Below are 25,871 nucleotides of genomic sequence, written 5' to 3'. Positions count from 1 at the left end.
TCCCCTCACTCACTCGTGGCCGCCATCGGTGCGTTTGCCCGGGTGAGCCGCTCCATTTCCAATCTGGCGACGCGTAGCTCGGCGTTGATCGCTACGCGTTTGTTGAATTGTTTCTCGCGGTTGAGCCGCAATGTGATCCGCTCGATTTCACGGGCTTGCGCCCGGACCGCTTCGAGCCGAGCGACACGCTCCTGAATAGCGCCGTCCGTCCGGACCTGGGCTGGCATCATCGCCGTCAGGAGCTTGTCGTAGAGCCCCCCGAGGTCGAGGGCCACGGGAAGCGCATCTCGCGGCCCACCTTCGCTGGTCCAGTCGGTCGAGAAATACTCACTGATCACCCACTTCGAGGTGTCGGCTTCGCTGGGTCGTTTAAAGGCGGCCGTCGCGCGCCGCTTACCGGACCAGGTCAGTTCGAAGATGATCGGGAACGGAATAGCCCGGTCGATCGCCCGCAGAATGTCCTCATCCGGTGAGCCGGTCCGCAGGCTAATTTCGAAGATCTGGATTTCCGAGACAGACGCGGTAGCGGCCAGGTTGATGGTCTCAGGAGCCAGCTTGAACCGCCACACAATCTGGTCGACCTGGGTGACGAACAGCTGCTTCAGCCCCGCGCTGGCGCCAGCGTGCTCATAAATCTTGTTCTTTGGCAGTACCCGGCCGAACGCGGCACTTCTGGGATAGTCGAACAGGCCTGCCGTCATGGCGCGGCCTGGAGGATCACGACGAAGGCGACCAGTTCGAAGTCGCTGAGCCCCGCGATCGTGTTCGTGAGCGCCGTGGTCCTGCCGCCGCTGAACAGGCTGTCCAGGTCCTTTTCTTCCTTCACCTCGATCATCGATCGGATGGCAGAGCTGAGCAGATCTGAATAGGCGGCCATGTTGCGGCCGTCCTGGGTTTGCTCGTTGAAGAGCCGGCAGACGGCCTGGATCGGCTCGTCTTCGCCCTTGCAGCTCGTGCGGACCAGATCGAGCAGGCGCTTGGCCTCCGTATGGTCGGCAATGATCTCACCGTCCCGGCCGATATAGACCAGGTAGTAGGGATGCAGCCGGTTCTGCTGGTTGGTGTTCACGCTGTCGTGGATGTTGCGCAGCGCAAAGATCACGCCCGGCTGCAGGCCCAGTTCCGGCTTCGCCGGTACCACGGCATGCATGCCGCGAGGCACATTCTCGAGCTCGCCGTTGGCTTTCACATAGTTGAGTAGGTCCATCCGGAAATCGTTCAGACCCAGGTCGGTGATCGAGATGCCGGTCTTGACGTCTTCCAGCTCGATGACCTCGTCCTGGAGGCGCCGTAGTTGGTCCTTGCGGTAGGCGATCTCACTGCTCTTCGCGGTCAGGACGTTGTCGTCACCGGTCGCCGTCACGTCAGCGATCACCATCCGGTTCTCGACGCGTTCCTTCAGGTTGATGTACTCGTCGAGGCTGATGTCCGGCCAATAGTTCGCCAGCTGGATCTGGCTGTTCGGTGACCCGATGCGGTCGATACGGCCGAAGCGCTGGATGATCCGGACCGGGTTCCAGTGAATGTCGTAGTTCACGAGGTAGTCGCAGTCCTGAAGGTTCTGGCCCTCGGAGATGCAGTCGGTACCGATGAGGATATCAATCTCGGCCGGCTCCTCGGGCAGGATGGCAGCCTTTTCCTTCGATCGCGGCGAAAACAGCGTCAGCAGCGACTGGAAGTCATAGCCTTTGGCCAAGGTCGATTTCGGCCCATCGGAGCCGGTGACACGCCCGGTATGCAGACCCTTCGTGCGCAGCAGCTCGGCGGCGATGTTTTCATAGAGGTAGTTGGCGGTGTCGGCGAAGGCCGTGAAGATCAGGACCTTCTTGTTTCCCGGGTTTAGCGGGGCCTCGATCTTGCTCGCGATCAGGGTCTTGAGATGCTGGAGCTTGGTGTCGTGCTCAGGCGTGATCAGCTCCATCTCCCGGGTCAGCTCCTCGATCAGGAACAGATCTGAGCGCAGGTCGTGCTGCCAGGACTGGACGTCCATGTCCGAGAGGCTGATCTGGATCTTGCCCCCGACCTTGAAGTCGCCCAGGTCCCCGAACTCGTCGTCCTCGGGCTCCATGTCCTCAAAGTCTGCGGTGTAGTCAGACACCTTCAGGGAGCCGCCATTGCGTTCAAATTCGGCGATAGCGTCTAGGGTCTTGTTCAGGTTGGCCTGAAGGGACTTCAGGGTCAGGCGGAAGGCCTCAACCGAGCTCTCCAGCCGCTTGAGCAGGTTCGTCGTCATGAGCGCCTGCAGGCTGCGCTCGCGGTCGATCTGTCGGAGCTTGCCGCGGCCGCCCTCGACCTGGGTGTCGTAGAGCTGCTCGTATTTGCTGAGACGGCTGGGCAGGATGTAGCTGATCGGCGCGTAGACCGCGAGTTTGAGCAGGGTGAGCTGGGCCACGATGCCGTTCAGGTCCATCACGCCGGGGCGACTGGTGAGCGGGCAGCGGAACGACAGCGGCTTGCGGCGTTCCGGAAACTTCCCGATGTCGGTGGTGTCGTAGAACGTCTCGATGTGTTTGCGCGACCGGGCGATGGTGACGCTGTCGAGCAGCTCGAAGAAATCAAAGTCCAGGGCCTGCAGAATGGCCTGTGCGGTACGCTCCTCGTTGGGGAGCTTGGACCACGCGTTGAATGCCGCCTGGGCGCGGCGGAAGATTTCTTCGACGCTATTCTTGCTTTTGAGCTTCTTCGTCAGCGCCTCGGACTGGCCCTCATAGGCGAGCGCCAGCTGGTTGCGCAGGTCGTTGAACCGGTTGTTCACCGGCGTCGCCGACAGCATCAGCACCTTGGTCTTCACGCCGTCGCGGATGACCCGGTTCATCAGCTTCTGGTACCGGGTCTCCTTTTCCTTGAACGCATCGTTGTTCCGGAAATTGTGGGACTCGTCGATAACCACGAGGTCGTAGTTGCCCCAGTTCACCCGGTTGAGCGGGATGCCGTGGGAGACGCCTGAGTTCCTCGAAAGGTCGGTGTGGCAGAGGACGTCGTAGTTGAAGCGGTCCTTGGCGAAGATGTTTGTCTTCAGGTTTGTGTTGTAGTTCAACCAGTTGTCGGACAGCTTCTTCGGGCAAAGCACCAGCACAGACCGATTGCGGAGCTCGTAATATTTGATCACGGCAAGCGCCGTGAACGTCTTACCCAGGCCAACGCTGTCGGCGAGGATGCAGCCGTTGTAAGTCTCCAGCTTGTTGATGATCCCTGTCGCGGCGTCGCGCTGGAAATTGAACAACTTGTTCCAGATCAGACTGTCCTGATACCCGGTGCGATCGTTGGGCAGGACGTCTTCGTCGATGTCTTCGAGAAACTCATTGAAGATATTGTAGAGCATCAGGAAGTAGATGCGTTCGGGCGAGTTCTCCTGGTAGACGGACTCGATGTGGTCGCAGATCGCTGCCGTAACATCCTCGAGCTTCGTCGGGTCGGTCCAAATCTGGTTGAAGAGCTGGAGGTAGGTTCCGGTGTGAACAGCCTCGTCAAACCGGTTGACGAAGCTGGAGACGGCGTCGCCCCGCTGGTAGCCAAGATCCACCGCGGTGAAGCCGTTCAGGGGCATGTAGGCGACATCGTCTGTCGCGCCGGTGACGCAGACAAATTGCTGCATCGGGGCCTTTGATTTGTTCGACCTGAACTTGGCCTTCTTGCGAATCCAATCGGCGCATTCGCGGGCGACAGCGCGCTGCGTCAGCTTGTTGCGGAGCTGGATTTCGAATTCCGAGCCGTAGAGGTTGCTCTCGCGGTTGGCCTTCGGGATGAAGAACTCACGCCGCTCCTTGCTCACCTTGTCGGTAACTTCGGTCGGCACGAAGGTCGGGGCCGTAAAGATGAACTCCAGACCGTCGATCCGGGCGAGCTCAGACTTCAGCGCCTCGTAGGCATAGATGGAGAAGCACGAGGCCGCGATCTTGAGCTTCGAACCCTTGGCGAGCGAGCCCTTGAGATCATCGCCCAGCAGCGAATTGACGTTATCAATGATCTTCATCTGTCAGGCCTCACCACGCTCTTGCGCGGTGATCCACCGGTCGATCTCACTCTTCCTGAAACGCCAGGAAGCGCCAACCTTGAAGCCGGGGATCTTGCCTTCGGCCGCCAGGCGATAGGCCGTCTTTTCGGCCAGCTTGAGGTACTCGGACACCTCCTTGATGGTCATCACGTCGCCCTGCAATTGCCGACTCCATCGGGAGGGTTGTCCGTATTTGAGAAAATAGGGAAAACCAGGGTGGTCGGCAACTGCAATCAGAACGGGCGTAACGCACCACCAAATCAACGGGTAGCGACCGGCCGGGCCAATGGGGCGGGCGAGAGTTCGCCTTCAGGTGCTCTTCCACCGCCAGCCATAACTAGTTGTTTTCATCCGACTTTCTGGAAGTCGAAATACCTCCAACATTCCGGGCGGTTGGCGTGGATTCGCGATGGTTACTCCGCGTTCTCCGGCGCCATTTGGGGCCGTTGGCGGTGGTTTCCAAGGGCCCATTCTCCGCGCGTCACGACCGGAGTGCCCCTGTTCGAATTTGCCGACCGTAGAGAGCAGTTCGAATCCAGCCCGCTGAGCGGCCATATAGTTTTCGAGGCGCAGGACGAATTTCGCCGGCCATCGGCTTAGGCGCGCGGTGGGCTCGGTGGCCCTATGCGGGGCGGTTGGGGTACTGCAGCGCGACTGGGGAAGTCGGTACGCCAGCGCTGAGATTTGGCCCGCCCGGCCGGTAGTGGGTCATCCTCAACGAGCAGGCAGGCTGCTCGAAGAGAATGAGAAGTCGACGAGGCGCATGCCTCGACCGTCGCCATCGGCTCCCGTCAGCCTGAGACGCCGCCAGACTGTGCTGAGGCAACTAATGGCGGTGAGCCACGCATCCTTGGGAATGTAGAGCGTGGTCTCCAGACCACCGCCGGGGACCTCTCCGGTCCGATCGTAGATGTCCCCGATATGCGGCGGCTCACTTCGGCTTAAGTGCCAGCTCTCCAGTTGGTCTAGCCAGATGCGCATCCGCTGGTCGGCCAAACCGTCAGGCGCAAGCACACGACCCTCGATTTCGATCATTCGAGAGTAGATGAGACCGCTTTGAAAGCGGTGCGCCTTCGGGACCGACGGCGGGCAAGGCATAAGGCCGAGCCCGCCGTCGTAGCCACGCAGTTCGATGAGGAAGTCTAGCCGCGCTTTAGTCAGCATTCGCCCAGGCTTCGAGGTTTGGGGGAATTCTGGCGTGGAAGTCGTAGGCGACGATGCTCGTGCTCCCGGGACCGCCGTCGCCGATCCGAATCTGGAGATGCTTCCAGCTCAACGCCAAGGACGTTGCGGTGGAGGCAATCGCGTCTTCGGGCAACATGAGCATCGCCTCAAAGGCGAAGTCGGAGCCTGGGGGCAACTCGGCCAAGGCGCCCACCTGCTGCAGGCCTCTCTGTCCAAAGCGCACCCTCGGCCCAAACGGTGACAGCGTCACTTTCATCTCCTTGCCGCGAAGTTCGCGGGGTGCGCGGACGCGGCCGTGGATAGTGAAGTCGCGACCGTACTCAAGGCCATGGGTCCGCCCCTGCGGTCGAGCCACTGGGTGGTCGCCAATCGCAATGCGCATGTTCCAATCCCAACCAAGGATATCGATCATCAGCCGGCCGTCGAAGAAGCCCGGATCGGAGGCCGCGTTGGGAGGATCTGCGTCTGACACAACCAAGTCGTACGTGCTTTGTTCTCAACCTGCAAGATTAGTGCCCAGTGACGGCGCGCCGGCGACGGGTGTCGTGCTGCCCGCAGATGTTCTCCTGACCGGTCGAGATACTGTCCTGCTCTTCCGCTGAGGGATCCCTGTTCGGCGAGGCACGACTCCCTGTTCTTGGGGCGCTATTTCCCATGCCCCAACGTACATGCCGGCGACGAACAGGCCATTCTCTGGGGCGAGCCCACCGACGCGGCGCCAGGCGCGCGCCATTCGGCGGAAGATAAAATATCAAAACAGGGAAAAGCAGAGAATGGTTGGCGGCGCACTGCGTCCTCCGCCACGAGCCGTTCACCGGGCTAGGAGTTCCAGGAACCTGTCGTCAGCTCCATCTGATCTGGCTGAATCGCCCGTCCTGCCGCATCGCCAAGTCCAATATATCAAGCAGCCCGGCATGATGGGTCCGATCAGGCCAAAGCCGCAGGGTCCAGTCTTGGGTCATGAGCGAGAATTCGTCGCCGCCGTCGCTCACTTGAAGCCAGAATTTCGCGCGCCGGGTCTTCGCCTCGAAATCCCATCCGTGCTCGTGCTGATGCTTCGGCGACGTCACCTCATAAGCGTTCCGCCGAAGAACCTCAGCTAACATCTCTGCCACGTTGCGTCCCCCGGCCTGGACAAGCTCGCCGTTATCATCCCAGATCGCATCGTCGGGAAACGCGGCGCAAAACTCGGCGTTCGGCCTGATCTTCACTGAGCATTCTCATCATCGGGATCGGAGTAGAGCAGGCCCCCGGTGCTGCCCCCGACACCTCCAACCCGTGCTTTAAGCGGTGCGGGACTTCCATGCCAAATTCGTTCAGACAGGCCATACTTCTTCAAGCCAAGCGCCTTTCCCTGCCAACTCTTCATATCGAGGCCTCGGGGTAGGCGGGCGGAGCCGGAAAGTTCTCGCAGGGATCGCGCACCATCTCACAGCATATGCAAAAGGTAAAGAACAAACCAAGAACAACTGGGTCACTTCTAAGGCAGACCAGGGGGTTGGCAGTGCGCGATCACCCCCGGCAATTGGCCTCATCGCCTCTCACGGCCAGCTCTGGTCCAGCTAGACCACGCTCCCGGCTCGATCCACGGGCCAAGGAGAGATCCATGAAGACGTTTGCTTGGGCGCTGACCCTGGTTTCCCTGTTCGCGGGTGGGTGGCGCGGTCGCCGCGACCGCCAATCCCCTGGTGGAGCAGGTGCGGGCCGCCAACAGCCGGTTCAACGATGTGAAGGTCGCCGTGGCCGTGGCCGAGGGCTGATCCCCTACACCAGCGGGATCGGGGCCATGGGGGTCCACTATGTCAACGGCGGGTGGGCGAGGTTCCGGAAGGTGCTCCCATCCTGCAGGCAGCGGGTTTCGGCCCACATGTCCGCCGCGCCCCCAACCGCTATGGCCTGAACCCCTTCTACGAGCCGCACGTCTGGGCCTGGAAGCCCACCCCCAAGGCGCCTTCGCCGACATGAACCCGACCGTGAGCTGCGACCACATGGGGATGCACGGGATGTAGGGGCGGGTCGCTCTCCAAGCCCCGTCATCGCGGACGGCCGACCGACCCCACGCCTAGGGGCAGACCTTGGCCTGGATGGCGATCGCGCCGGACCCCGCCGTGATCGGCTTGGCGGGGCCCGACGCCGGATTGTTCCAGAGCACCGCGCCCGTGGCGTCGTAGGCGATATTGCCAAGGTCGGAATAGACGTTCGCCGCGCAGTTGATGGACATCTTCTCCACCATGGCGCTGACCATGACCGACCCCGACGCCTGGGGCGGGTTGAATTCCGCCCGCATGACGGCGGTCACCACGCCGTTCGCGCGGGTCACGGTGGCGGGGTCATAGAAGATGGTCTCGGGTCCGGTCGCGGTCAGCGGGGTCCAGGCCTGGGCCTGGGCGGCGCCGGCGGCGAGCGACAGGCCACTCAGTCCAAGGACGATGAGGCGGCGCATGAAAATCTCCTGATGTTTCCTGTTTTCGATCAGGAGGAGCGGCCATCGGCAGCTCGGCGGCAAGGCTGGCTATACCCGGATTGTGGATGATCACAATCTCCGGGTGTCCCCCATAGCGAGGACAGCCTCTTGATTTGTAAAACATTGTTATCGGGACTTGCGAAGGCCTTGGTTCGTGATCTTGTGGTCAAGCTTGGGGGAGAGCCAAGACCATGATCCACGTTTCCGAGCCGGCGACCGCGCGGCGAAATCGCCTGATTTTCCGCTGCGTCCTGGAATTCCTGCTGGACGAAAGCCATCGCCTGATCACCCGTCACCACGGCAGTTTCACCCGCGGCGTTATCCACCTGGCGGTGGGTCAGGCGTCACGGCGCCCGGCCGGAAGCCCGCCGGGCGCCATCAGCGTCCGGGCCGTCGCTCAGTCGCTGGGCCTGGCCTATGAAACCACCCGCCGCCAGGTCGGGGCCCTGGAGGCCGAGGGTCTGCTGAGCCGCTCCGGAGAGTCAGGCGTCACGGTGGCCGCGGAGGCCGGGCCATCCCCCCCGGGCTGGGACGAGGCGCGATGCGCTGGCCTGCGCGGCCTGATCGCTGATCTCAAGGGCCTGGGATTTGCTTTCGATCCCGGCCCTGGCGGCGCGCCGAGGGAGGACAAGGACCTGGCCGGCCCTCTGGCCGCCCTGCTGGACACCTTCATCCTGCGGGTGCTGGAGGCCGGTGTGGCGCCGCACGGCTCCATGCTTGACGCCCTGGTCTTCTCAAGCCTGATCACCGCCAATGCTGGCGACATCACCTATGATCGCGAACTGGCTCAGAAATACGCCTGGTCCGACAGTCCGCCGCCGGACGAGCTGCGTCGGCCGGTCACCATCACCGGGCTTTCGGAACGGCTCGGCCTGCCCCACGAGACCATCCGCCGCCGGGTCGTCCGCTATATCGCCCTGGGCTGGGTGGTGCGCGCCCCCGGCGGCTATCTGTCGACCATGAGCCGGCAACAATCTCCAGATGTGATCGAGGGCGGCCAGATCATCGTCCAGCGGTTCCTGCAGCTGATCCATGCCGCGCGCCAGCTGGGGCTGGACGTCGAGGCCATCGGCCCCAACGTCCGCGCGCCCACCTCGCGCAGAGTGGCGGTGGCGAGCTAGAAGTTCGCCTTCAGACCCACCGACACCACGCCATTGTCATAGCCCGGCGAGCGCCGCGCGCCCGAGGAGTCCTCGGTGGTGAAGTCGTAGGCGAGCTTGGCTTCCACCCGATCGCTGACCTGGAACGCCGCCGAGGCGCCGAAGGCGGTGACGTCGTCCTTGCGGTCGATGCCCTTGTGGTCGTCCCATTCGCGGGAGACGTAGCCCCCCAGCGCCCAGCGGTCGCTGACGTGATGGGTGATCTCGATACCAATCACCGTGGCCACATAGATCGAGGATCCGGTCAGCACCTCCTCCTCCAGGCTGCGCGAGGCGTTGAAGGTGACGTCGGTTCCCTTGGCCGGGGTCCAGTCGAGATTGGCCGAGAGCGCCAGGTCGGAGACATCGGCGAAGGCGGTGTCGTCGAAGGTGCGCTTGGACCAACCCGCTTCGATCTCGCCGGTCAGGTCCGCCGTGGCGTTGAAGGTCACCCCGCCGGTGACCGACGCGGTGTCGGAGTCACGGTTGTGGCGGGCGGCGGGCGGGGCCAGGTCGTAGTCGACGCCGGTGTGCTGAGCCTTCACGAAGAAGGACATCGCCTGGTCGGCCTTGAAATCGGCGCGCAGGGACTGGATTAGGGTGGTGCGATCACGGTCGTCCTGCAGGGCGAACGCGCCTGTGCCGCGCACCCGGCCATTGTCGTAGTCGCTGCTGGAATAGCTCAACTTACCCGTCAACCGCACAGCCTCAACGCTGGCCACGAAGGCCGCATGGGCCTCGTCGACCACATATTCGGTGCGCTTGACGGTGTCGCGCCGCGCCACGCGGACCTTGCGGCTTTCGGTGGTCAGGACATGGCTGGCGCCCGCCGAGATCTTGCCGGACGCGAGGTTCAGCGCGCCGTCGGCCCCGACCGAATAGTCGTCGGCGTTCTCGTCCGAATGGTCGGCGTAGTGCGCCAGGTCTATCCGGGCATAGGCGCTCAGGTCGCCGGCCTCGCTATGGCGGGCCAGGTTGAGGCCGCCGTTCAGGGTGAAGACGGTGTCGCTGACCTTGCCGAAATTGGTCGCGAAGATGTTGTCATTGGCGTTCGCGCCGACGGCGATCGTGCCGCTGATCTTTGGCGCGTCGGCGGCGCAGGCCAGGGCCGGCGTGAGCAGGACCACGGCCGCGGCTGTGGTCAGCAGGAAGGTCTTCATGTCTCATCCCCCGTGGCCAGGCATGCGGTGGCATGCGGCCGCGAACGGCCGCGGGTCACGCCCTGGCGAGTTTTCTGTGCTTAGCCGACGCTGTTTGGCGGCCGCTGTGCGCGGCCAACCGTCGTCGTGAGCGCGAAGTTAGGGATATCGGCGGCCGAGGAAATCGCACTGTTACTCAATTCGTGGACTTGGCCGAATCCCGGATCGAGGCGTGGCGAAGATGACACGCGGGATGTCGGGATCAGCGCCACTTTCCGGTTGCGGGCAGGGTCGGAGGTCGTGCGTTGTGGCGGCCCACCCGGAGTTGCTCGGATGACCCATGCTCTCAGATGGCTAGGCCTGCTGATCCTGATCGGTCTGCCCGGCTCCCCCGCGCTTGCTGCCCCTTCCCTGGCCGAACGGCTGATGCAGATCGACCGGTCTACGGCCTGGATCCAGACCGCCGCCGTGCCGGTGCGGTTCGCGACCTTCCATCCGCAGGGGATGGTGAAGGTCGGCCCTGAGTTCTTCGTCTCCGCCGTGGAGATCAAGCAGTACCCCGCGCGCCTGGCCGGGGCGCCGGGTGGGCGCAGCCCGGGGGCCGGCGTCGGGCATCTGTTCCGCATGTCGGCGGACGGGGCCCTGCTGGGGGAGCTCGTCCTGGGGCAGGGGGACGCCTATCACCCCGGCGGGATCGACTTCGACGGCAAGGATCTGTGGGTCAGCGTGGCGGAGTACCGGCCCGACAGCACAGCCATCGTCTACCGCGTCGATCCGGCGACCCTGACGGCCACGGAGGTGCTGCGGGTCGCCGATCACATCGGGGCGGTGAGCTATGACCGCAGGACCCGCCGGCTGCAGGGCGTCTCCTGGGGCGGGCGGAGATTCTACACCTGGAAGCTGGCAGCGAACGGCGTGGCCTCCGCGCCCAAGGTGGTGCGCAATCCCTCCAGCTATATCGACTACCAGGACTGCCACAGCCTGAGCGAAGGGCGGATGCTGTGCTCGGGCCTCGCCGATTACCGCGCGCCCAAGGCAAGTCTGTCTCTGGGCGGGCTGGAGATCGTCGACCTGAAGGACCAACGTCCGGTCTGGCAGGCGCCGGTTCCGCTCTGGGCGCCGTCCGGGCGGCCGATGACCCAGAACCCGGTGTTCGTGGAGGCCGCCGCCGCCGGTGTCAGGGCCTGGTTCATGCCCGACGACGATCCCTCGACGCTGTTCGCCTTTGAGGCGCTTGTCCCCTGACGGCTTGGAAACTGCGACGGCGTCCGGCTATCGTGGGCCATGCCGCCTGCCTCGAACGCGCCGCCGCTGTCGCTGGGACGGCATTTCCCCGACCGTGAGGCGCCGCAGCTGCGTGCCGACGTGGCGGTGATCGTGCCCACGATCCTGCGCCCGGCCCTCCTCGACGCCGTGCGCAGCGTCTATGACCAGACCTTCGAAGGCCGGGTTCAGCTGCTCATCGGGGCCGACCTCAATGGCGACCAGGCCGGTCGGCTGTTCGACCTGCTGGAGACCCGGCCCGCCAACCTCTCGGCCACCGTCCTGACCCTGCCCTATTCCACCTCAAGCCGCCACGGCGGGGTCCATCCCGCCTGGGACGGCGGCGCGCTGCGGCCCATCCTCAGCTTCATGGCCAACGCCCTGCACCTGGCCTATCTCGACGACGACAACACCTGGGAGCCCGACCATCTGGCCAGCCTGATGGCGGCGGTCCAGGGCAAGGCCTGGGCCTACAGTCTGCGGCGGCTGCTGGACGAAGAGACCGGCGCGGAGCTGGGGGTCGATATCTGGGACGCGGTGGGGCCCGGCCGGGGGCGGTTCAAGGCGCAGGGCGGCCTGGTGGACCCGAGCTGCCTGCTGGTGAACAAGCTGCACATGGCCCATGCCCTGTGGCTCTGGTCCGATCCGGGACCCGGCCGGATGGGAGTGGAGGCCGACCGCCGCTTCGCCGAGGCCCTGTTCCGCCAGCCGTTTGGACGGGTCGAGCGACCGACGGTGCGCTACCGCATCCGCACGACCAATATCCTGCGCAAGTTCCTCGCCGAGGGGACGGTGTTCGACTGACGCCGTGGCGCCGCGCCGACGGAAGGCGTAACCTGCGGTATGACCCACACCCTCGATGGCCCCGACCGCGTTCTCCTCGACCGCTATCTCGAAAGCGTCCTGCTGCGCTTCAGCGATGGCAAGTACAGCCTGGCCGAGGCGACGCAGGAGCTTGCCCAGACCTTCACCCAGCCCGAGCGTGAGGAACTGCTGGCACACCTGCGCGGCGTGATCGAGGCCGGCGACGACGCCTGAAGATGGCGCAGGCGGGCAAGCCCCGGTCGCCCTGGGTCTTCTTCGGACTGGTCTTCCTCCTGGCCATCCCGTTCTACGTGCTGGGCGCGCTGGTGGAGTGGCCGCTCATGCCGGGCCTGCCGATCGCGGCGCTAGCCATCGTCTGCCCGGCCCTGGCGGCGATCATCCTGGTCTATCGCGCCGAGGCCTGGACCGGGGTGAGCACCCTGCTGAGGCGTGGCGTCGACCGTGTCCGGCCGCCGGGCTGGCTGCTGCCGATCCTGATGATCATGCCGCTGGTGATGGCGGCGTCCTTCGGAATCCAGCGGCTGATGGGAGCGCCCATTCCGGCGCCTCAGCTCAGCCTGGTCTCCGGCGTGCTCTATTGCGTTCTCTTCTTCGTCGCAGCGCTTTGCGAGGAGTTGGGCTGGTCGGGCTACGCCACCGACCCCCTGGTGTCGCAGTTCGGGCCGTTGGGCGCCGGCCTGGTCCTGGGCCTGGTCTGGGCCCTCTACCACTATGTGCCCCTGGCGCAGGTCCACCGGTCGATCGGATGGGTCGCCTGCTGGTCCATCGGGACGGTGGCGACTCGGGTGATGATTGTCTGGCTCTACACGCACGCCGGCCGAAGCGTCCTGGCCGCCACGCTGTTCCACATGACCGTCAACGTCACCTGGCAGATGTTTCCGATCCACGGGTCGTTCTATGATCCGCGCGTCACCGGCCCGCTCTCGGCGCTGGCGGCGGTGCTGTTGGTCGCCATTGGCGGGCGGCGGTGGATTGCGGGCGCTCGGTCAGGCCCTGAAAGGCCCTAGCGCGCCATCCAGGGCTTGGACTTGGACGACGACTTGGCCGCCGCGGCGCGTTCGCGTTGGAAGCGGCCGCCGCGCGGATCCTTCGGCTTGGCGTCGAGGGCTTCCTTCTTCAGGCGCAGGGCGCGCTGGATCGGGGTCTCGGCGGGCGGGTCTTGGTCGGCCATGGTCATCGTCCTCCGGCGGGCAAGCCTAGCCTGACCTGGAGGGCGAGGGGCCGGAAATCGGCGCGGCGCCGGCTCATATTTTTCTGCAAACATACCCAACTTGAGGGTGTGGGGGCGACAGCCCTACGGCGTCATCACTCTGAGCGGCGATGTCGTGCGGGGGGGCCGCACGGCCGAGCGCCCTTCCAAGGGACCATTTCATGACGCGCGCCGCCGATGTCGACACCTATGTTGGCCAGAAGATTCGTTCGCGCCGCAAGACCATGGGGCTGAGCCAGGCCGCCTTGGCCGACGCCATCGGCATCAGCTATCAGCAGCTCCAGAAATACGAGCGCGGGGTCAACCGGGTATCGGCGCCCATGCTGGTGGCCATCGCCGAGAAGCTGGCCTGCCGCGGCGCCGACTTCCTGCCCGACACCGCCGCGCCCTCCTCCACCGACCTTGGTCCCGCCCTGGCTCTGGCCGCCTTCCCGAACGGATTGGAGATCGCCCGCGCCTACCTGGCCATGGACCCCTCGCGCCGACAGAGCTTCCTCGGCGTGGTCCGCGCCCTGACCGCCGAACTCGGCCCGTCCGAGACGCTCGCCGCCGCGCAGTAGACCTCTGCTCTAGTCGTTGGCGGCGCGGTCCCGGGCCGCGCCCGCCGTCTTGCCCTGGACATAGGCCAGCAGGCCGCCGATCTCCGCGTCAGCCTTACCGCCGGGCTCGTACTCCGTCACGCCCTGACCCTGGGCGATGGCCCGCTGATAGGCGGCCCGGGTCTGCAGGGCCAGCGGGCAGACCTCCAGTCCGCCGCGCCGCAGGATGTCCATGGTTCCGCTGACCACCGCTGACTCCACGCCGTTGCGGCGCGGCGGGCACTGGTTGAACAGCACCATCCCCTGGCGCCCCAGGCGGCGCACGATGTCGACGGTGCGCAGGGTGGCGGCCACGTCCAGATAGGTGGGCCGGGAGACGGCGATACAGAGGTCGGCCACCTTCATGGCCTCGATCATGCCGTTGTCGGGGCCGCCGGAGGTGTCGATGATCAGAACGTCGCAGCCGCCCTTGCCGCTGACATAGGCCAGTGCGTCGAGCTTGGCCGCCGAGGTTTCCACCACCAAGGACATATGGTCGGCGCGCTTGCGCAGGCTGTCGGAGGCCGAGCGGACAGGGTCGGCGTCGGCCAGAACGGTGCGCGCACCCAGCGCCCGCCAGGCGATGGCCAGGTTCACGGCGACCGTGGTCTTCCCCGATCCGCCCTTATGCGACAGCACCGCGATCGTCTTCATATCCGTCGTCGCAGCCCCCCGCGCCTGAGACGCGGGATAACAGGTTACGAGGCCGAAGAATGTAAACCTTCGTGGTCGGACCACGCTCGCGAGCCCGGCGCCCAGGCTGTGGGCGCCGGCGCGGGCTTCAGCGGCGCTGGCCGTGGGGCAGCATCGCGGTCTTGGCCTGCGGCTTGGTGAAGGGGGTGCGCCCGGTCGAGCGGGGGTCGTTGAGGCCGGCGGGGGCGCCTTGGTTGGCGGCGCGGGTACTGGGATAGACCTTCATGATGTTCGTCCTTTGGTCGACTATCCCACACTCGGGGCCGCGCCGTCGGACAATTCGGCGGCTCCCCCTCCAGGGAGAGGAAGCCGGACGCTTTAGGCGGCCTGGGACAGGTCGCGGGCGATGAGGTCAGCCAGGCGGGCCTTGGCGCCTTCGATGGCGGCGGCCCGGGCGTCGGGGCCGTAGCCGATCTTCTCGGCCTGGACGAAGGTGACGTCGGTCAGGCCGATGAAGCCCAGCAACTGGCGCAGATAGGGCTCCTGGAAATCGAGCGCCTGGGCCGGCCCTTCGCTGTAGAGGCCGCCGCGGCTCTCGACGACGATCACCCGCTTGCCCTCCAGCAGGCCCTTGGGGCCGGCCTCGGAGTAGCTGAAGGTCTCGCCGGCCCGCAGGACGTGGTCGAACCAGGTGCGCAGGGTCGAAGGAATCGAGAAATTGTACATCGGCGCGCCGATGACGATGGTGTCGGCGGCGCGCAGCTCGGCGATCAGCTCGTCCGACAGGGCCCGCGCCTTTGTCTCGGCAGGCGTGCTGGCCGTGGCGCGGACCCCGGCGACGGTGCGCGGGTTCAGGTGGGGAATTTCGGTCTCCGCCAGGTCACGGAAGACGAGCTTGGCGGCGGGGTCGCGGGCGACGAGCTGGGAGACAGTTTCGGCCACCAGCAGGCGCGAGACCGAGGCCTCGCCGCTGAGGCTGGAATTGAGAACGAGAACTTGGGACATGTCGCCCTCCGGGGCGCTGAATGATTGACCCGCCCAAGCTGGTGGTTCCAAACTCGCAACAATAGTGGGTCGTTGGGCCCCAGACTGTTGCGGAAACAGGAACATGTTCGATCTCGAGGATATCGCCGCCTTCGTGGCCGTGGCCGACGCGGGAGGGTTTGGCCGGGCCGGCCAGGGGCTGGGCCTGTCGAAGTCCATGGTCAGCCGGCGGGTAGCGCGGCTGGAGGCCGAACTGGGCGCCCAGCTGCTTAGCCGCACCACGCGGGGGGTGGCGCTCACCGAGGCCGGCCAGGAGTTCAAGACCCGCGCCGACCAGATTCTCACCGACCTGGAAGCCGCCCGCGACGCCGTGGCCCAGCAGGGCGACGAGATCGTCGGCTCGTTGCGAATCGCCGCCCCGCTCTCCTTCGGCATGACCCACCTGGCCCCGGTCCTGGCCGAACTGGCGGTTCGCCATCCGAAGCTGCACGTCGACGCCGCCTATTCCGACCGCTTCGTGGACCTGATCGGCGAACGGTTCGACGTGGCGGTGCGCCTGGGCAACCTGACCGATTCCAGCCTGATCGCCCGCAAGATCGCCCCCATCCACGGGGCCCTGGTGGCAAGCCCCGACTATCTGGCCCGCCGGGGCGAGCCGCTCACCGTCGCCGACCTGCCCGGCCACGACACCATCACCCAGGGCAATGAGGCCTGGCCGTTCCGCGACGGCCGCAAGGTGGTGACCTTCCAGCCCCACGCCCGGTTCCGGGCCGACAACGGCCAGGCCCTGCTGAGCGCGGTGGAGGCGGGGCTGGGCCTGGCCATGCTGCCCACCTTCATCGCCGGGCCAGCGCTGGAGCGCGGCACGATCGTGCCGGTGCTGCGGGACTATCCGATGCCGGAGGCCGGGCTCTATGTGGTGCGCCCGCCCCCCGCCAGCCACGTGGCCGGCAAGGTCCGGGCTCTGACCGAACTGCTGGTGGAGCGGTTCGGCGGCGAGCCCTACTGGGACGCCTGCTACGCCCACCGGAAGGCCGCGCAGTCGCCAGATTGACGAAACATCGCGGCGAAGGAGCCCCGGCTCTCAGCTTGGCTGAGGCCGAGCTGACACTCAGGGTCTGTGTTGGTGAGGTTCGTGGTCGATCTTCGTCCTTAGAGCCTGATCCGTTGAGGTGGAATCGCTTCGCGATTCCGCCGATGCGGTGAATCAGGCTCCAGATTTAAGCGAGAGCATGATTCACGCTTCAGCCGGGACCGCGACGCGGTTCCGTCTGAAACGATCATGCTCTAGGTCGCCCACGCCCCGTACGGATCACTGAACGGCTTACCCAACGCCTGCGCCACCGCCGGGTGGGTGATCTGGCCCTTCAGGACATTCAGCCCCTTGGCCAGGTGCTTGTTGGCGGCCAGCGCGTCGAGCCCCTTGTCGGCCAGGGCCAGGCCGAAGGGCAGGGTCGCGTGGCCCAGGGCCTCGGAGGATGTGCGCGGCGCGGCGCCGGGCATATTGGCCACGCAGTAATGCACCACCCCGTCGATGGTGTAGGTGGGATGGACGTGGGTCGTGGGCTTGGAGGTTTCGAAACAGCCGCCCTGGTCGATGGAGACGTCCACCAGCACCGAGCCTGGCTTCATGCGTGAGAGGTGCTCGCGGCGCACCAGGGTCGGGGCCGCCGCGCCGGCGGTCAGCACGGCGCCGATCACCACGTCGGCCTTCAGAACCTCTTCCTCCACCGCGTCCAGGGTGGAATAGCGGGTGAGGATTCGCCCAAGGAACATGTCGTCCAGCACCCGCATCCGGGGGATCGAACGCTCCACCACCACCACCTCGGCCCCCAGGCCGGCGGCCATGCGCGCGGCGTTCATGCCCACCACCCCACCGCCCAGCACGCAGATCCGCGCCGGCGGCACGCCGGGCACGCCTGAGAGCAACAGGCCCATGCCGCCATTGTGCTTCAGCAGGGTCTCGCCGGCGGAGAAGACGGCGATGCGGCCGGCCACTTCCGACATCGGCGCCAGCAGCGGCAGGCCGCCATTGGCGTCCGTCACCGTCTCATAGGCGATGGCCGCGGCGCCCGAGGCCAGCAGGCCCTCGGTCTGGGCTGGATCGGGCGCCAAGTGCAGGTAGGTGAAGAGGATGTGCTCGGGCGTCAGCCGCGCCCACTCGAGCGCCTGGGGCTCCTTGACCTTGATGATCAGCTGGCTGCCGGCGAACACCGCCTCGGCGTCGGGGGCGATCTTGGCCCCGGCTCGGACATAGGCCTCGTCGGCATAGCCAGCGCCCTGACCGGCGCCGGTCTCCACCAGCACCTGATGGCCATGGACGACATATTCGCGGACGGCGGTGGGGGTCAGTCCCACGCGATACTCGTCCGCCTTGATCTCGCGGGGCACGCCTACGCGCATATCGATCTCCCTTATGCGAATTCGTTTCGCTTAAGAGAGGAGTTGGGGGGCTAATTTTGTTCCGTCAACCCAGGACGCAACTCGCCATCCCCTCGCGGCGGATGGTCCCGGCCGCCTTGTCGATGCGGCCCGAGCGGCGTTTCACATAGGGACCGGGCGCGGCGGCGCGCCATTTCAGCGGGCTGGGCAGGATCGCCGCCAGCCGCGCGGCCTGGGCCGGGGTCAGCCGGTCGGCCCCGACCCCGAAGTTCTTCATGGCCGCGGCCTGGGCCCCATAGACGCCGGGACCCCACTCCACGCTGTTGAGATAGACCTCCATGATCCGCCGCTTGCCCCACAGCCCCTCGATCAGGACGGTGAAATAGGCCTCCAGGCCTTTGCGGACATAGGAGCGGTTGGGCCAGAGGAAGACGTTCTTGGCGGTCTGCTGGCTGATGGTCGATCCGCCCCGCACGCGGGCGGAGCGTTCGTTGTGGGCCAGGGCCTTCTGCATGGCGCCGAAGTCAAAGCCGCGATGGGTGCAGAACTTGGCGTCCTCGGCGGCGATCACCGAGCGCACCAGGCGCGGCGAGATCTCGTCCAGGGAGCGCCACTGGCGGGAAAAGCCGCGGCCCTCGAACACCCGCTCGACCATCAGATAGGTGATGGGCGGCGGGATCAGCCGATAGGCGGCGGTCACCAGCACCGGCCCGATCAGGCCAAACACCAGCAGCAAGGTCACCGCGGTCCGCGCCACCCGGCCCCAGAGGCTGCGCTTGCGCGACGGGTCCTGCCGAATCTCGATGGGCGGGGCGTCGCCACGGTCGTCCACCGACCGGGGCTTCTCATTGAGCGAGATGTCGTTCCAGGACCTGGCTAGGTCCTCCCAGCCGCCCGCCGCCTCCGGCGTGAGGCGCAGGCCGTCGTCCTTGTCGGAACCGGAGGTCGTGTCGCTCAAGTGCGCGGGTCCTTGCCTTGACCTAAGGTGCCAGTGCTAGCGAAGCCAAGGAACCGGTCAAGCCGCCGCACCCCAGGAGCGCAGATGAACGTCACCGAAGCTGTCGCCAAGCGAATCTCCATCCGCGCCTTCAAGCCCGAGACCCCGCCCGCCGCCACGGTCCGCGAGATCCTCGAACTCGCCGCCCGCGCGCCGTCGGGAGGAAATCTCCAGCCCTGGCGGGTCTATGCCCTGGCCGGCGAACCCCTGGCGCAGTTGAAGGCCAAGGTGGCCGCCAATCCCTTCGGCGAGACCCCGGAATACGACGTCTATCCCCCCAGCCTCTGGGACCCCTTCCGCACCCGGCGGTTCCAGAACGGCGAGGACCTCTACGCCTCCATCGGCATCCCCCGTGAGGACAAGCCCGCCCGCCTGCGCCAGCTGGCCAAGAACGGCGAACTGTTCGGCGCCCCGGTGGGCCTGTTCTTCTGCCTGGACCGCAAGCTGGGCCCGCCGCAGTGGTCGGACCTTGGGATGTACATGCAGACGGTCATGCTGCTGGCCACGGAGCGCGGCCTCGACACCTGCGCCCAGGAATACTGGGCCCGCTATCCCAAGACGGTGGGGGACATCATCGGCATGCCGCAGGATCACATGCTGTTCGCCGGCATGGCGCTGGGCTGGCGCGACGACACCCACGCCATCAACACCCTGCGCTCGGCGAGGGACCCGTTCGAGGTCTGGGCGGATCTGAAGGGGTTCGACTAGGCGACGTCAAACACCCCGGCCCCGCCCTCTTCATCGCCCCAGGCGACGCGCTTGCCGTCCGGGGTCATGGCCAGCGCCGAGATCGGTGGGCCTTTTTCGGCCTTCAGCATGTCAATGGCCTGGTTGGTGAGGTCGCAGACCCACACCCGGCCGTCGTCCAGGCCCGCGGCGACCCGGTTGCCCACCGGGGTCCCGGCCACGCGGTTGACCATCGCGCGCTCGTCGAAGCCCACCTCGGCGGCCTGCTTGCCCAGCGGCCCGGCCGAGCCGGTGAACGGCCAGATGACCACGCCGTTGGCGCCCGACGTTGCCAGCATCTGGCCCTTGTAGAGGAAGGCCAGGCTCTTCACCTTGGCCGGATAGCCGCCCATCTTCAGGTTCTTCTCGTCGGCCACCCGCCAGCCATGGAGCTGGTTTTCCTGCATCGACGACATCAGGAACTTGCCGTCGGCGCTCCAGGCCAGGGCCACATGGCTGCCGGCCCATTTCAGCACCGTGGGCTTCTGCTCGGCGATGCGGGCGTACCAGAGCCAGGCGCCGTTATAGGTGGCCGTGGCGATCCGTCGCCCCTTGGGGTCGAAAGCCACGTCGGCCACCGACTTTTCGTGCACGAAGACGCGGTTGAACGCCGGATCGCCCGAATCGCGGACGTGCAGCTCCTTGCCCGCCGCGAACGCGATCAGCTTCGACTCCGCCGAGGCGGCCACCGATTCAATCCAGCGGCCCGGTATCCGGGCGATCTCGGTCACCTCTGAGCCCTTGGACCAGACCACCGCCCCGTCGTCGCCCCCGGTGAGAATCCCCTCCCCGCTGGGGTGCAGGCAGGCCGACAGCGCCACGCCCTTGTGGGCGGCGGCGGTCTCTCCGCCCTCGAATCGGACCGTGCCGTCGCCCAGGGCGAAAGCCGCCTTGCCGTGGCGGTCGAAGAGGGCGGCGGTGACATAGGCGTCGTACGAGGTGTTCATGGGGGCCTCTTAGCCGCCTAACACCGGTCTTGGCGAGACATCGGGCGCCTGGAAAATTCGCCCAGGGCGAGATCAACTCAGGCAGCGCTTGGGCTTGGGCGCAGGTCGGCGCCGGTTCGGGCTTTACAATCCCGATTTGATTGGCGAAGGGTGTCCCGACTGTGGATGGGCGCGACGTCATACGCGCCCCTAGGGAAGGAATTGCATATGGGTGCGAAGCTGGGCGGCGGAGGCGGCGGCAAGTTCGACCTCGGCCAAAACAGCGACATCAACGTCACGCCCTTCGTGGACGTGATGCTGGTGCTCCTCATCATCTTCATGGTGTCGATCCCCGCGGCGACGGTGTCGATCAAGCTCGACCTGCCGCCGGCGATCCCGCCGCCCCCGGGCACGAAGATCGAGGAACCGACCCTGATCAACATTCAGGTGGCCGGCCTCTATATCGGCGACCAGCCCACCACCCTCGACACCCTGCCGGCCGATCTGGCCCGCAAGCTGAACAAGCCCAACCCGACCGAAGAGCGCGTCTATATCCGCGCCGACCGCACGGTCCGCTATGGCGAGTTCATGTCGGTGATGAACACCCTGCAGGGCAACGGCTACTTCCAGGTCGCCCTGATCAACGAAGACCTCTAGGCCTTCGTCTCCAAGACAAGGAAAAGCCCGCCCAGGGAAACCCGGGCGGGCTTTTTCGTGGGCGAGGTCTCGCCTGACCCCTGACCGTCATCCTCGGGCTTGTCCCGAGGATCCATGATCTCAGACGCTCAGAAAGTGCGCGACGGCGCCGCTAGCACCTCTTCGAGCAGCACGGTGTTTATGGATCCTCGGGACAAGCCCGAGGATGACGTCCGTAAGTGGGTATTGCGGCCTACGCCGCGCACGCCTCGAACCCGGCCCGCAGCGCGGCTTCGTCCAGGTTGCGGCCGATGAACACCATGCGGCTGAAACGGTCGTCGCCATCCTTCCACTCGCGCTGGAAGTCGCCCTCCAGGATCATGTGCACCGCCTGGAACACCAGCCGGCGCTCGTCGCCCGCCACGTCCAGGATGCCCTTGGCCCGCAGGATGTCGGGACCCTGGTCGGCCAGCAACTGGTTCAGCCAGGTGGTGACCCGCTGCCCGTGGATCGGCTTGCGCAGGGTCAGCGAGATTCCACGGATACCGGCTGCGGCCGCATGGTCTTCGTGCGCACCGTGATCGCCGTGAGAATGGCCGTGGTGAGAATGGTCGTGATCGTGATGATCGTGATCATGGTCGCAGTCCTCATCATGCACATGGCCGTCTTCGCCGTGCGCGGGGTTCAGGAACTCGGGGGAAAGGTCGGTGATCCGGGCCAGGTCGAAGCCGCCGCGGCCGAGAATGGCGTCGAGCGGTACGTTGGAACGCTGCGCCCGGTGGATGGGGGCCAGCGGATTGATCCGCCGGATGGCGGCCTCCACGGCCTTCAGCTCTTCCGGGGTCACCAGGTCGGTCTTGTTCAGCACAATCTGGTCGGCGAAGGCGATCTGCTCGACGGCTTCCTTGGAATCGGCCAGGCGCAGAGGCAGGTGCTTGGCGTCCACCACGGTGGTGACGCTGTCGAGCTGGGTCTTGGCCTTCACGTCGTCGTCGACGAAGAAGGTCTGGGCCACCGGGCCGGGATCAGCCAGGCCCGTGGTCTCCACGATGATGGCGTCGAAGCCGCCCTTGCGCTTCATCAGGCCCGAAAGCACCCGGATCAGGTCGCCGCGCACCGTGCAGCAGACGCAGCCGTTGTTCATCTCGAACACTTCCTCGTCGGCGCCGACGATCAGTTCGTTGTCGATGCCCACCTCGCCGAACTCGTTGACGATCACGGCGTAACGCTTGCCGTGGTCCTCGGTGAGGATGCGGTTGAGCAGGGTGGTCTTGCCGGCGCCGAGATAGCCGGTGAGGACGGTGACGGGGGTCTTGGCGTTCATGGAGCTCATCTAGTCATTGTGGGCGCAGGATGAAACAGGCGACGTCGCTTGACCTCGATCAAGTGTTATAGAATAACACTTCGCACTCCGCCGCCCGCCACTCTCTATATAGGTGACCGTGACCGCCGCCGAACCCCAAGCCCAGCAGCCGATGGACGCCTTCCGGGGCGACCGGGTGTATCTGGGGGCCGACCATGCCCGCAACGAGCGGCGGACCTGGATCGTGGCGGCCATCTGCCTGGCCACCCTGGCGGCGCAGATCACCGGCGGCCTGCTGTTTCATTCCGTGGCCCTGGTGGCGAACGGCCTCCACATGGCCGCCCACGTCGCCGCCCTGCTGGTGGCGGCCGTCGCCTATGCGGCCGCCCGCACCTATGCGACGGATCCGCGCTTCACCTTCGGAGCCGGCAAGCTGGGCTACCTGGCCGGCTTCGCCAACGCCGCGGTGCTCGGCGTCACCGCCCTGCTGATCGCCATCGAGAGCGTCGGCCGGCTGCTGGCCCCCGAGGAGGTCGCCTATGACGGCGCCCTGGCGCTCGCCGCCGGAGCCCTGGCCATCAACCTGGTCTGCGTCTGGCTGCTGAAGCCCGCTCAGAGCCACGCCCACGACCGCGACGGCGACCTCAACCTTTCGGCCGCCCATCTGCACCTGGCCGGCGACGCTGTGATCTCCGCCCTGGCCATCGCCGGCCTCGCCGCCGGCCGCTATCTGGGCTGGACCTGGACCGACCCGGTCGCCGCCCTGGTGGGGGCGGGCCTCCTGGCCCACTTCGCCTGGCGACTGCTCAGCCGCACCGGCGCGGTGCTGCTGGACATCAATCCCAGCCCCGAGCTCACCGCGCAGATCCGCGGGCGGCTGGAGGGCGAGGGTGAACGCGTCCTGGACCTGCATCTCTGGCGCCTCGGCCCCGGCCACCACGCCGCCATCATCGTCATCGCCGCGGCTGATCCGCAGGCGCCCCAGGCCTATCGCGCCCGTCTGGCGGGCCTGGCGGGCCTAAGTCACGTAACTGTGGAAGTCCGCGACCACACGACGGCTTGACCGGAGTCCACGGATCAGCGTTTTCAAGGTCTGATGAATCAAGGACTTGGGCAGCTTCGGGCTTGGGGCCGGTCGGGCGTTGATGGGGTATCCGACCTCGGCGTCAGCCTGCTCGTCGCAAGCCTGCGGGTCCTGACCTGGATCGAGAACCTCACCGCCTCCTGGCCCCAGGCCCGCCGCGACCTCGCCTTCGACACCCGCATGTTCTGGCGCGCCCGCTGGCGCCCGGCCTCGGCGCTGGCCGTCCTGGCTGGCCTGACCATCCTGGGCGGCGTCTATGTGGCCACCGGCACGCCGGCCAAGGCGCCGCCCCCCACCATCCTGGCCGCCGGCGTGGGCGCCCCCAGGCCCCACGTCGCCCCCCGCCCCAAGCCCGGCCCGCCGCCCGAGGCCCTACAGAAGCGCCTGGACGAACTGGCCGAGAACTATCGTGAGACCGTCGGCATCGCCGTGGCCGACTGCAGCGAGGGCTGGATGGCCCAGGTGGCCGGCGACGACGCCTTCCCGCAGCAGAGCGTCTCCAAACTCTGGGTGGCCATGACCACGATGGACGCCCTGGACCAGGGCAAGCTCAGCCTCGACCAGGGGGTGTTCCTGGGACCCCAGGACCGCAGCGTCTTCTTCCAGCCCATCTCCCACAAGATCGGGGCCACCGGTTACGCCACCACCCTGCGCGACCTGGTGCGCCGGGCCCTGATCGAGAGCGACAACGCCGCCAACGACAAGCTGCTGGAGCAGGTCGGCGGCGTCGACGCCGTGGCCGACATGCTGGCGCGCAAGAACCTCACCGGCATCCGCATGGGCGCCGACGAGAAGAACCTGCAGGCCAAGATCGCCGGCCTGACCTGGAGCCCGGAGATGGGGGTCGGCGGCAATTTCAAGGACGCCCGGGCCAGGCTGCCTGATTCCGTCCGCGACGCCGCCATGAAGGAATACCTGGAAAACCCCCTGGACGGCGCGACCCCGGCGGGCCTGGCCACCGCCCTGATGGCGCTGAAGCGCGGCGAGCTGCTGTCGGCGCAATCCACCGACACCTTCCTGGCCACCATGTCGGAGGCTCGCACGGGTCCCCGACGCCTGAAGGGCGGCCTGCCCTCGGGCTGGTCCATCGCCCACAAGACCGGCACTGGCCAGGACTGGCGCGGCGGCTCCATCGGCATCAACGACGTCGCCGTGCTCACCGCCCCCGACGGCCGGTCCTATGCGGTGGTGGTCCTGATGAAGCGCACCACCAAGCCTGTGCCCGCCCGCCTGGCCTTCATGCAGCAGGTCTCCAAGGCCGTGGTGACCAGCTGGGAGAGCGAACGCGACGGGGCTCGCAAGACGCTCGCCAGCCTGCGTCCCGGAGAGTCTTCCGGGGGTCACTGAATCAACAGCGGCTTCCGTTGACTTGGCGGGGGTCGTCTGTATAAGTCCGCGCCTTCGCACGCAGGACCTTCCTGCGGGCGTGATCCTTTTTTGCTAAAGTCTCAAGGCGCGAACGATGTACGCGGTGATCAAAACCGGCGGTAAGCAGTACCGGGTTCAGGCGGGCGACCTTCTCGTCGTGGAAAAGCTTGAAGGTGAGCCGGGCGCCAACGTGGCCTTCGGCGACGTCCTGATGCTGGGCGACGGTGAGACCATCACCCTCGGCGCTCCGATCGTGGAAGGCGCCACCGTCAGCGCCACCCTGATCGAGACCCGCAAGGGCCTGAAGGTGAAGATCTTCAAGAAGCGCCGCCGTCAGGGCTATCGCCGGACCCGCGGCCACCGCCAGCAGGAGAGCGTGCTGCGCGTGACCTCCGTGGTCGGCGCCGGCAAGACCGAGAACTGGGACGGCGTGGTGGACATGACCACCAAGGCGGTCCTCAACGCCCGGGCTCGTAACCTGAAGCTGGAAGAAGCCGCGACCGCCAAGGCCGCGCTCTCCGCCGAAAAGGCCGCCGCGCCCGCCGCCAAGAAGGCCTCGACCCCGAAGGTCGCCGCCGCGCCCAAGGCTGAAGCCGCCGAGAAGAAGGCTGCTGCGCCGAAGAAGGCCGCCGCCAAGAAGCCCGACGCCGAATAAGCGTCGGATCAAGACAAGTTTAGGAGACCACAATGGCTCACAAGAAATCAGGCGGTTCATCCCGCAACGGCCGCGACTCGGCCGGCCGTCGTCTCGGCGTCAAGAAGTTCGGTGGCGAAGCTGTCGTCGGCGGCAACATCATCATCCGTCAACGCGGCACCAAGTTCTTCGCCGGCGTGAACGTCGGCATGGGCCGTGACCATACCCTCTTCGCCACCGCCGACGGCGCTGTGCAGTTCGTCACCAAGCGCGACGACCGCACCTACGTAAACGTGGTGGCTGCCGAGACCAACGCCAGCTAGGCGGAACCTGCCTTCTCCGGTTCCGCCCCAGTCAGGCGGACCGGACAGAATCCCGAAAAGCGGGAGTCCGGAACGCCG

The 25,871-nt window shown here is 66.3% G+C and carries 29 protein-coding genes; 13 read left to right on the top strand and 16 right to left on the bottom strand.

The window, feature by feature from the left end:
• Window positions 1-5: 5 nt before the first annotated feature.
• The 7 genes from JKL49_RS20815 to JKL49_RS20785 all read right to left on the bottom strand — a co-directional run bounded on the left by JKL49_RS20815 (window position 6) and on the right by JKL49_RS20785 (window position 7,622).
• Window positions 6-701: a DUF4391 domain-containing protein gene (locus JKL49_RS20815; protein WP_215343358.1), complete on the bottom strand. Its 696-nt coding sequence runs from the start codon at window positions 699-701 to the stop codon at window positions 6-8.
• Window positions 698-3,973, bottom strand: a complete 3,276-nt coding sequence (locus JKL49_RS20810; protein ID WP_215343357.1) for a helicase-related protein — start codon at window positions 3,971-3,973, stop codon at window positions 698-700. The genes JKL49_RS20815 and JKL49_RS20810 overlap by 4 nt, the downstream gene beginning before the upstream one ends.
• Window positions 3,974-3,976: 3 nt before the next feature.
• Window positions 3,977-4,156 carry a methylation-associated defense system helix-turn-helix domain-containing protein MAD1 gene (gene mads1, locus JKL49_RS20805; protein ID WP_249778382.1) on the bottom strand — a complete coding sequence of 60 codons (180 nt, stop codon included), beginning with the start codon at window positions 4,154-4,156 and terminating at the stop codon, window positions 3,977-3,979.
• 552 nt (window positions 4,157-4,708) lie between these two features.
• A complete protein-coding gene (locus JKL49_RS20800; RefSeq protein ID WP_215343356.1) occupies window positions 4,709-5,158 on the bottom strand; it encodes a hypothetical protein in 450 nt (149 codons plus the stop codon).
• Window positions 5,148-5,651, bottom strand: coding sequence for a hypothetical protein (locus tag JKL49_RS20795; RefSeq protein ID WP_215343355.1), 504 nt, complete (start codon window positions 5,649-5,651; stop codon window positions 5,148-5,150). The genes JKL49_RS20800 and JKL49_RS20795 overlap by 11 nt, the downstream gene beginning before the upstream one ends.
• A 370-nt stretch (window positions 5,652-6,021) precedes the next feature.
• The gene (locus tag JKL49_RS20790) at window positions 6,022-6,390 is read right to left on the bottom strand and encodes a hypothetical protein (protein WP_215343354.1); all 369 of its coding nucleotides are present in this window, start codon (window positions 6,388-6,390) and stop codon (window positions 6,022-6,024) included.
• 851 nt (window positions 6,391-7,241) lie between these two features.
• A complete protein-coding gene (locus tag JKL49_RS20785) occupies window positions 7,242-7,622 on the bottom strand; it encodes a surface-adhesin E family protein (protein WP_215343353.1) in 381 nt (126 codons plus the stop codon).
• Between the two features lie 212 nt (window positions 7,623-7,834).
• On the opposite strand from JKL49_RS20785, the gene JKL49_RS20780 reads away from it, so the two are divergent.
• Window positions 7,835-8,764: a helix-turn-helix domain-containing protein gene (locus JKL49_RS20780; RefSeq protein ID WP_215343352.1), complete on the top strand. Its 930-nt coding sequence runs from the start codon at window positions 7,835-7,837 to the stop codon at window positions 8,762-8,764.
• Here the strand turns inward: JKL49_RS20780 and JKL49_RS20775 are convergent.
• The gene (locus JKL49_RS20775) at window positions 8,761-9,942 is read right to left on the bottom strand and encodes an outer membrane beta-barrel protein (protein ID WP_215343351.1); all 1,182 of its coding nucleotides are present in this window, start codon (window positions 9,940-9,942) and stop codon (window positions 8,761-8,763) included. The two genes, JKL49_RS20780 and JKL49_RS20775, sit on opposite strands and share 4 nt — an antisense overlap.
• Before the next feature lie 312 nt (window positions 9,943-10,254).
• On the opposite strand from JKL49_RS20775, the gene JKL49_RS20770 reads away from it, so the two are divergent.
• The 4 genes from JKL49_RS20770 to JKL49_RS20755 are packed head-to-tail and all read left to right on the top strand — an operon-like array spanning window position 10,255 to window position 13,016.
• Window positions 10,255-11,166, top strand: coding sequence for a DUF6454 family protein (locus tag JKL49_RS20770; protein ID WP_215343350.1), 912 nt, complete (start codon window positions 10,255-10,257; stop codon window positions 11,164-11,166).
• 39 nt (window positions 11,167-11,205) lie between these two features.
• Window positions 11,206-11,988 carry a hypothetical protein gene (locus JKL49_RS20765; RefSeq protein WP_215343349.1) on the top strand — a complete coding sequence of 261 codons (783 nt, stop codon included), beginning with the start codon at window positions 11,206-11,208 and terminating at the stop codon, window positions 11,986-11,988.
• 39 nt (window positions 11,989-12,027) lie between these two features.
• On the top strand, window positions 12,028-12,222 hold the full coding sequence (locus JKL49_RS20760; RefSeq protein WP_215343348.1) for a hypothetical protein: 195 nt from the start codon (window positions 12,028-12,030) through the stop codon (window positions 12,220-12,222).
• 2 nt (window positions 12,223-12,224) lie between these two features.
• Window positions 12,225-13,016 carry a CPBP family intramembrane glutamic endopeptidase gene (locus tag JKL49_RS20755; protein ID WP_215343347.1) on the top strand — a complete coding sequence of 264 codons (792 nt, stop codon included), beginning with the start codon at window positions 12,225-12,227 and terminating at the stop codon, window positions 13,014-13,016.
• On the opposite strand, the gene JKL49_RS20750 is transcribed toward JKL49_RS20755, so the two are convergent.
• Window positions 13,013-13,180 carry a hypothetical protein gene (locus JKL49_RS20750; RefSeq protein ID WP_215343389.1) on the bottom strand — a complete coding sequence of 56 codons (168 nt, stop codon included), beginning with the start codon at window positions 13,178-13,180 and terminating at the stop codon, window positions 13,013-13,015. The two genes, JKL49_RS20755 and JKL49_RS20750, sit on opposite strands and share 4 nt — an antisense overlap.
• A gap of 200 nt (window positions 13,181-13,380) precedes the next feature.
• Between JKL49_RS20750 and JKL49_RS20745 the strand changes: the two genes are divergently transcribed.
• Window positions 13,381-13,779, top strand: a complete 399-nt coding sequence (locus JKL49_RS20745; RefSeq protein WP_215343346.1) for a helix-turn-helix domain-containing protein — start codon at window positions 13,381-13,383, stop codon at window positions 13,777-13,779.
• A 9-nt stretch (window positions 13,780-13,788) separates the two neighbouring features.
• Here JKL49_RS20745 and JKL49_RS20740 read toward each other — a convergent pair whose 3' ends face one another.
• From JKL49_RS20740 to JKL49_RS20730, 3 genes are all read right to left on the bottom strand, one after another.
• Window positions 13,789-14,451 (bottom strand): ParA family protein, encoded by a 663-nt coding sequence (locus JKL49_RS20740; RefSeq protein ID WP_215343345.1) that lies wholly within the window; start codon window positions 14,449-14,451, stop codon window positions 13,789-13,791.
• Between the two features lie 127 nt (window positions 14,452-14,578).
• Complete coding sequence (locus JKL49_RS20735) at window positions 14,579-14,716, bottom strand: hypothetical protein (RefSeq protein WP_215343344.1); 138 nt, start codon at window positions 14,714-14,716, stop codon at window positions 14,579-14,581.
• A gap of 92 nt (window positions 14,717-14,808) precedes the next feature.
• A complete protein-coding gene (locus JKL49_RS20730) occupies window positions 14,809-15,435 on the bottom strand; it encodes an FMN-dependent NADH-azoreductase (protein WP_215343343.1) in 627 nt (208 codons plus the stop codon).
• A 103-nt stretch (window positions 15,436-15,538) separates the two neighbouring features.
• Between JKL49_RS20730 and JKL49_RS20725 the strand changes: the two genes are divergently transcribed.
• Window positions 15,539-16,468, top strand: a complete 930-nt coding sequence (locus JKL49_RS20725; RefSeq protein WP_215343342.1) for a LysR family transcriptional regulator — start codon at window positions 15,539-15,541, stop codon at window positions 16,466-16,468.
• 233 nt (window positions 16,469-16,701) lie between these two features.
• Here JKL49_RS20725 and ald read toward each other — a convergent pair whose 3' ends face one another.
• Together ald and mtgA are read right to left on the bottom strand one after the other, a co-directional pair.
• Window positions 16,702-17,817 (bottom strand): alanine dehydrogenase, encoded by a 1,116-nt coding sequence (ald, locus tag JKL49_RS20720; RefSeq protein WP_215343341.1) that lies wholly within the window; start codon window positions 17,815-17,817, stop codon window positions 16,702-16,704.
• A 64-nt stretch (window positions 17,818-17,881) separates the two neighbouring features.
• Window positions 17,882-18,595, bottom strand: a complete 714-nt coding sequence (gene mtgA / locus JKL49_RS20715; RefSeq protein WP_430700836.1) for a monofunctional biosynthetic peptidoglycan transglycosylase — start codon at window positions 18,593-18,595, stop codon at window positions 17,882-17,884.
• A 243-nt stretch (window positions 18,596-18,838) separates the two neighbouring features.
• Between mtgA and JKL49_RS20710 the strand changes: the two genes are divergently transcribed.
• Complete coding sequence (locus JKL49_RS20710) at window positions 18,839-19,501, top strand: nitroreductase (RefSeq protein WP_215343340.1); 663 nt, start codon at window positions 18,839-18,841, stop codon at window positions 19,499-19,501.
• Here the strand turns inward: JKL49_RS20710 and JKL49_RS20705 are convergent.
• The gene (locus JKL49_RS20705; protein ID WP_215343339.1) at window positions 19,498-20,466 is read right to left on the bottom strand and encodes a WD40 repeat domain-containing protein; all 969 of its coding nucleotides are present in this window, start codon (window positions 20,464-20,466) and stop codon (window positions 19,498-19,500) included. The genes JKL49_RS20710 and JKL49_RS20705 overlap by 4 nt on opposite strands.
• Before the next feature lie 207 nt (window positions 20,467-20,673).
• On the opposite strand from JKL49_RS20705, the gene JKL49_RS20700 reads away from it, so the two are divergent.
• Window positions 20,674-21,102 carry a biopolymer transporter ExbD gene (locus JKL49_RS20700; protein WP_215343338.1) on the top strand — a complete coding sequence of 143 codons (429 nt, stop codon included), beginning with the start codon at window positions 20,674-20,676 and terminating at the stop codon, window positions 21,100-21,102.
• A 232-nt stretch (window positions 21,103-21,334) separates the two neighbouring features.
• On the opposite strand, the gene JKL49_RS20695 is transcribed toward JKL49_RS20700, so the two are convergent.
• Window positions 21,335-22,414 carry a CobW family GTP-binding protein gene (locus JKL49_RS20695; protein WP_215343337.1) on the bottom strand — a complete coding sequence of 360 codons (1,080 nt, stop codon included), beginning with the start codon at window positions 22,412-22,414 and terminating at the stop codon, window positions 21,335-21,337.
• A gap of 109 nt (window positions 22,415-22,523) precedes the next feature.
• Here JKL49_RS20695 and JKL49_RS20690 point away from each other — a divergent pair, with 109 nt between their 5' ends.
• The 4 genes from JKL49_RS20690 (at window position 22,524) to rpmA (ending at window position 25,793) form a co-directional block, all read left to right on the top strand.
• Window positions 22,524-23,447 (top strand): cation diffusion facilitator family transporter, encoded by a 924-nt coding sequence (locus JKL49_RS20690; protein WP_215343336.1) that lies wholly within the window; start codon window positions 22,524-22,526, stop codon window positions 23,445-23,447.
• Window positions 23,448-23,480: 33 nt separating this feature from the next.
• A complete protein-coding gene (locus JKL49_RS20685; protein WP_215343335.1) occupies window positions 23,481-24,815 on the top strand; it encodes a serine hydrolase in 1,335 nt (444 codons plus the stop codon).
• A gap of 115 nt (window positions 24,816-24,930) precedes the next feature.
• Complete coding sequence (gene rplU / locus JKL49_RS20680; protein WP_215343334.1) at window positions 24,931-25,491, top strand: 50S ribosomal protein L21; 561 nt, start codon at window positions 24,931-24,933, stop codon at window positions 25,489-25,491.
• A gap of 32 nt (window positions 25,492-25,523) precedes the next feature.
• Window positions 25,524-25,793, top strand: a complete 270-nt coding sequence (gene rpmA, locus JKL49_RS20675) for a 50S ribosomal protein L27 (protein WP_215343333.1) — start codon at window positions 25,524-25,526, stop codon at window positions 25,791-25,793.
• Window positions 25,794-25,871 lie beyond the last annotated feature (78 nt).

The sequence above is a fragment of the Phenylobacterium glaciei genome, from assembly GCF_016772415.1.
Classification (GTDB): Bacteria; Pseudomonadota; Alphaproteobacteria; order Caulobacterales; family Caulobacteraceae; genus Phenylobacterium; species Phenylobacterium glaciei.
The sequence above is the reverse complement of the archived record's forward strand: the minus strand, read 5'-3'. Positions and strand labels throughout refer to the sequence as shown.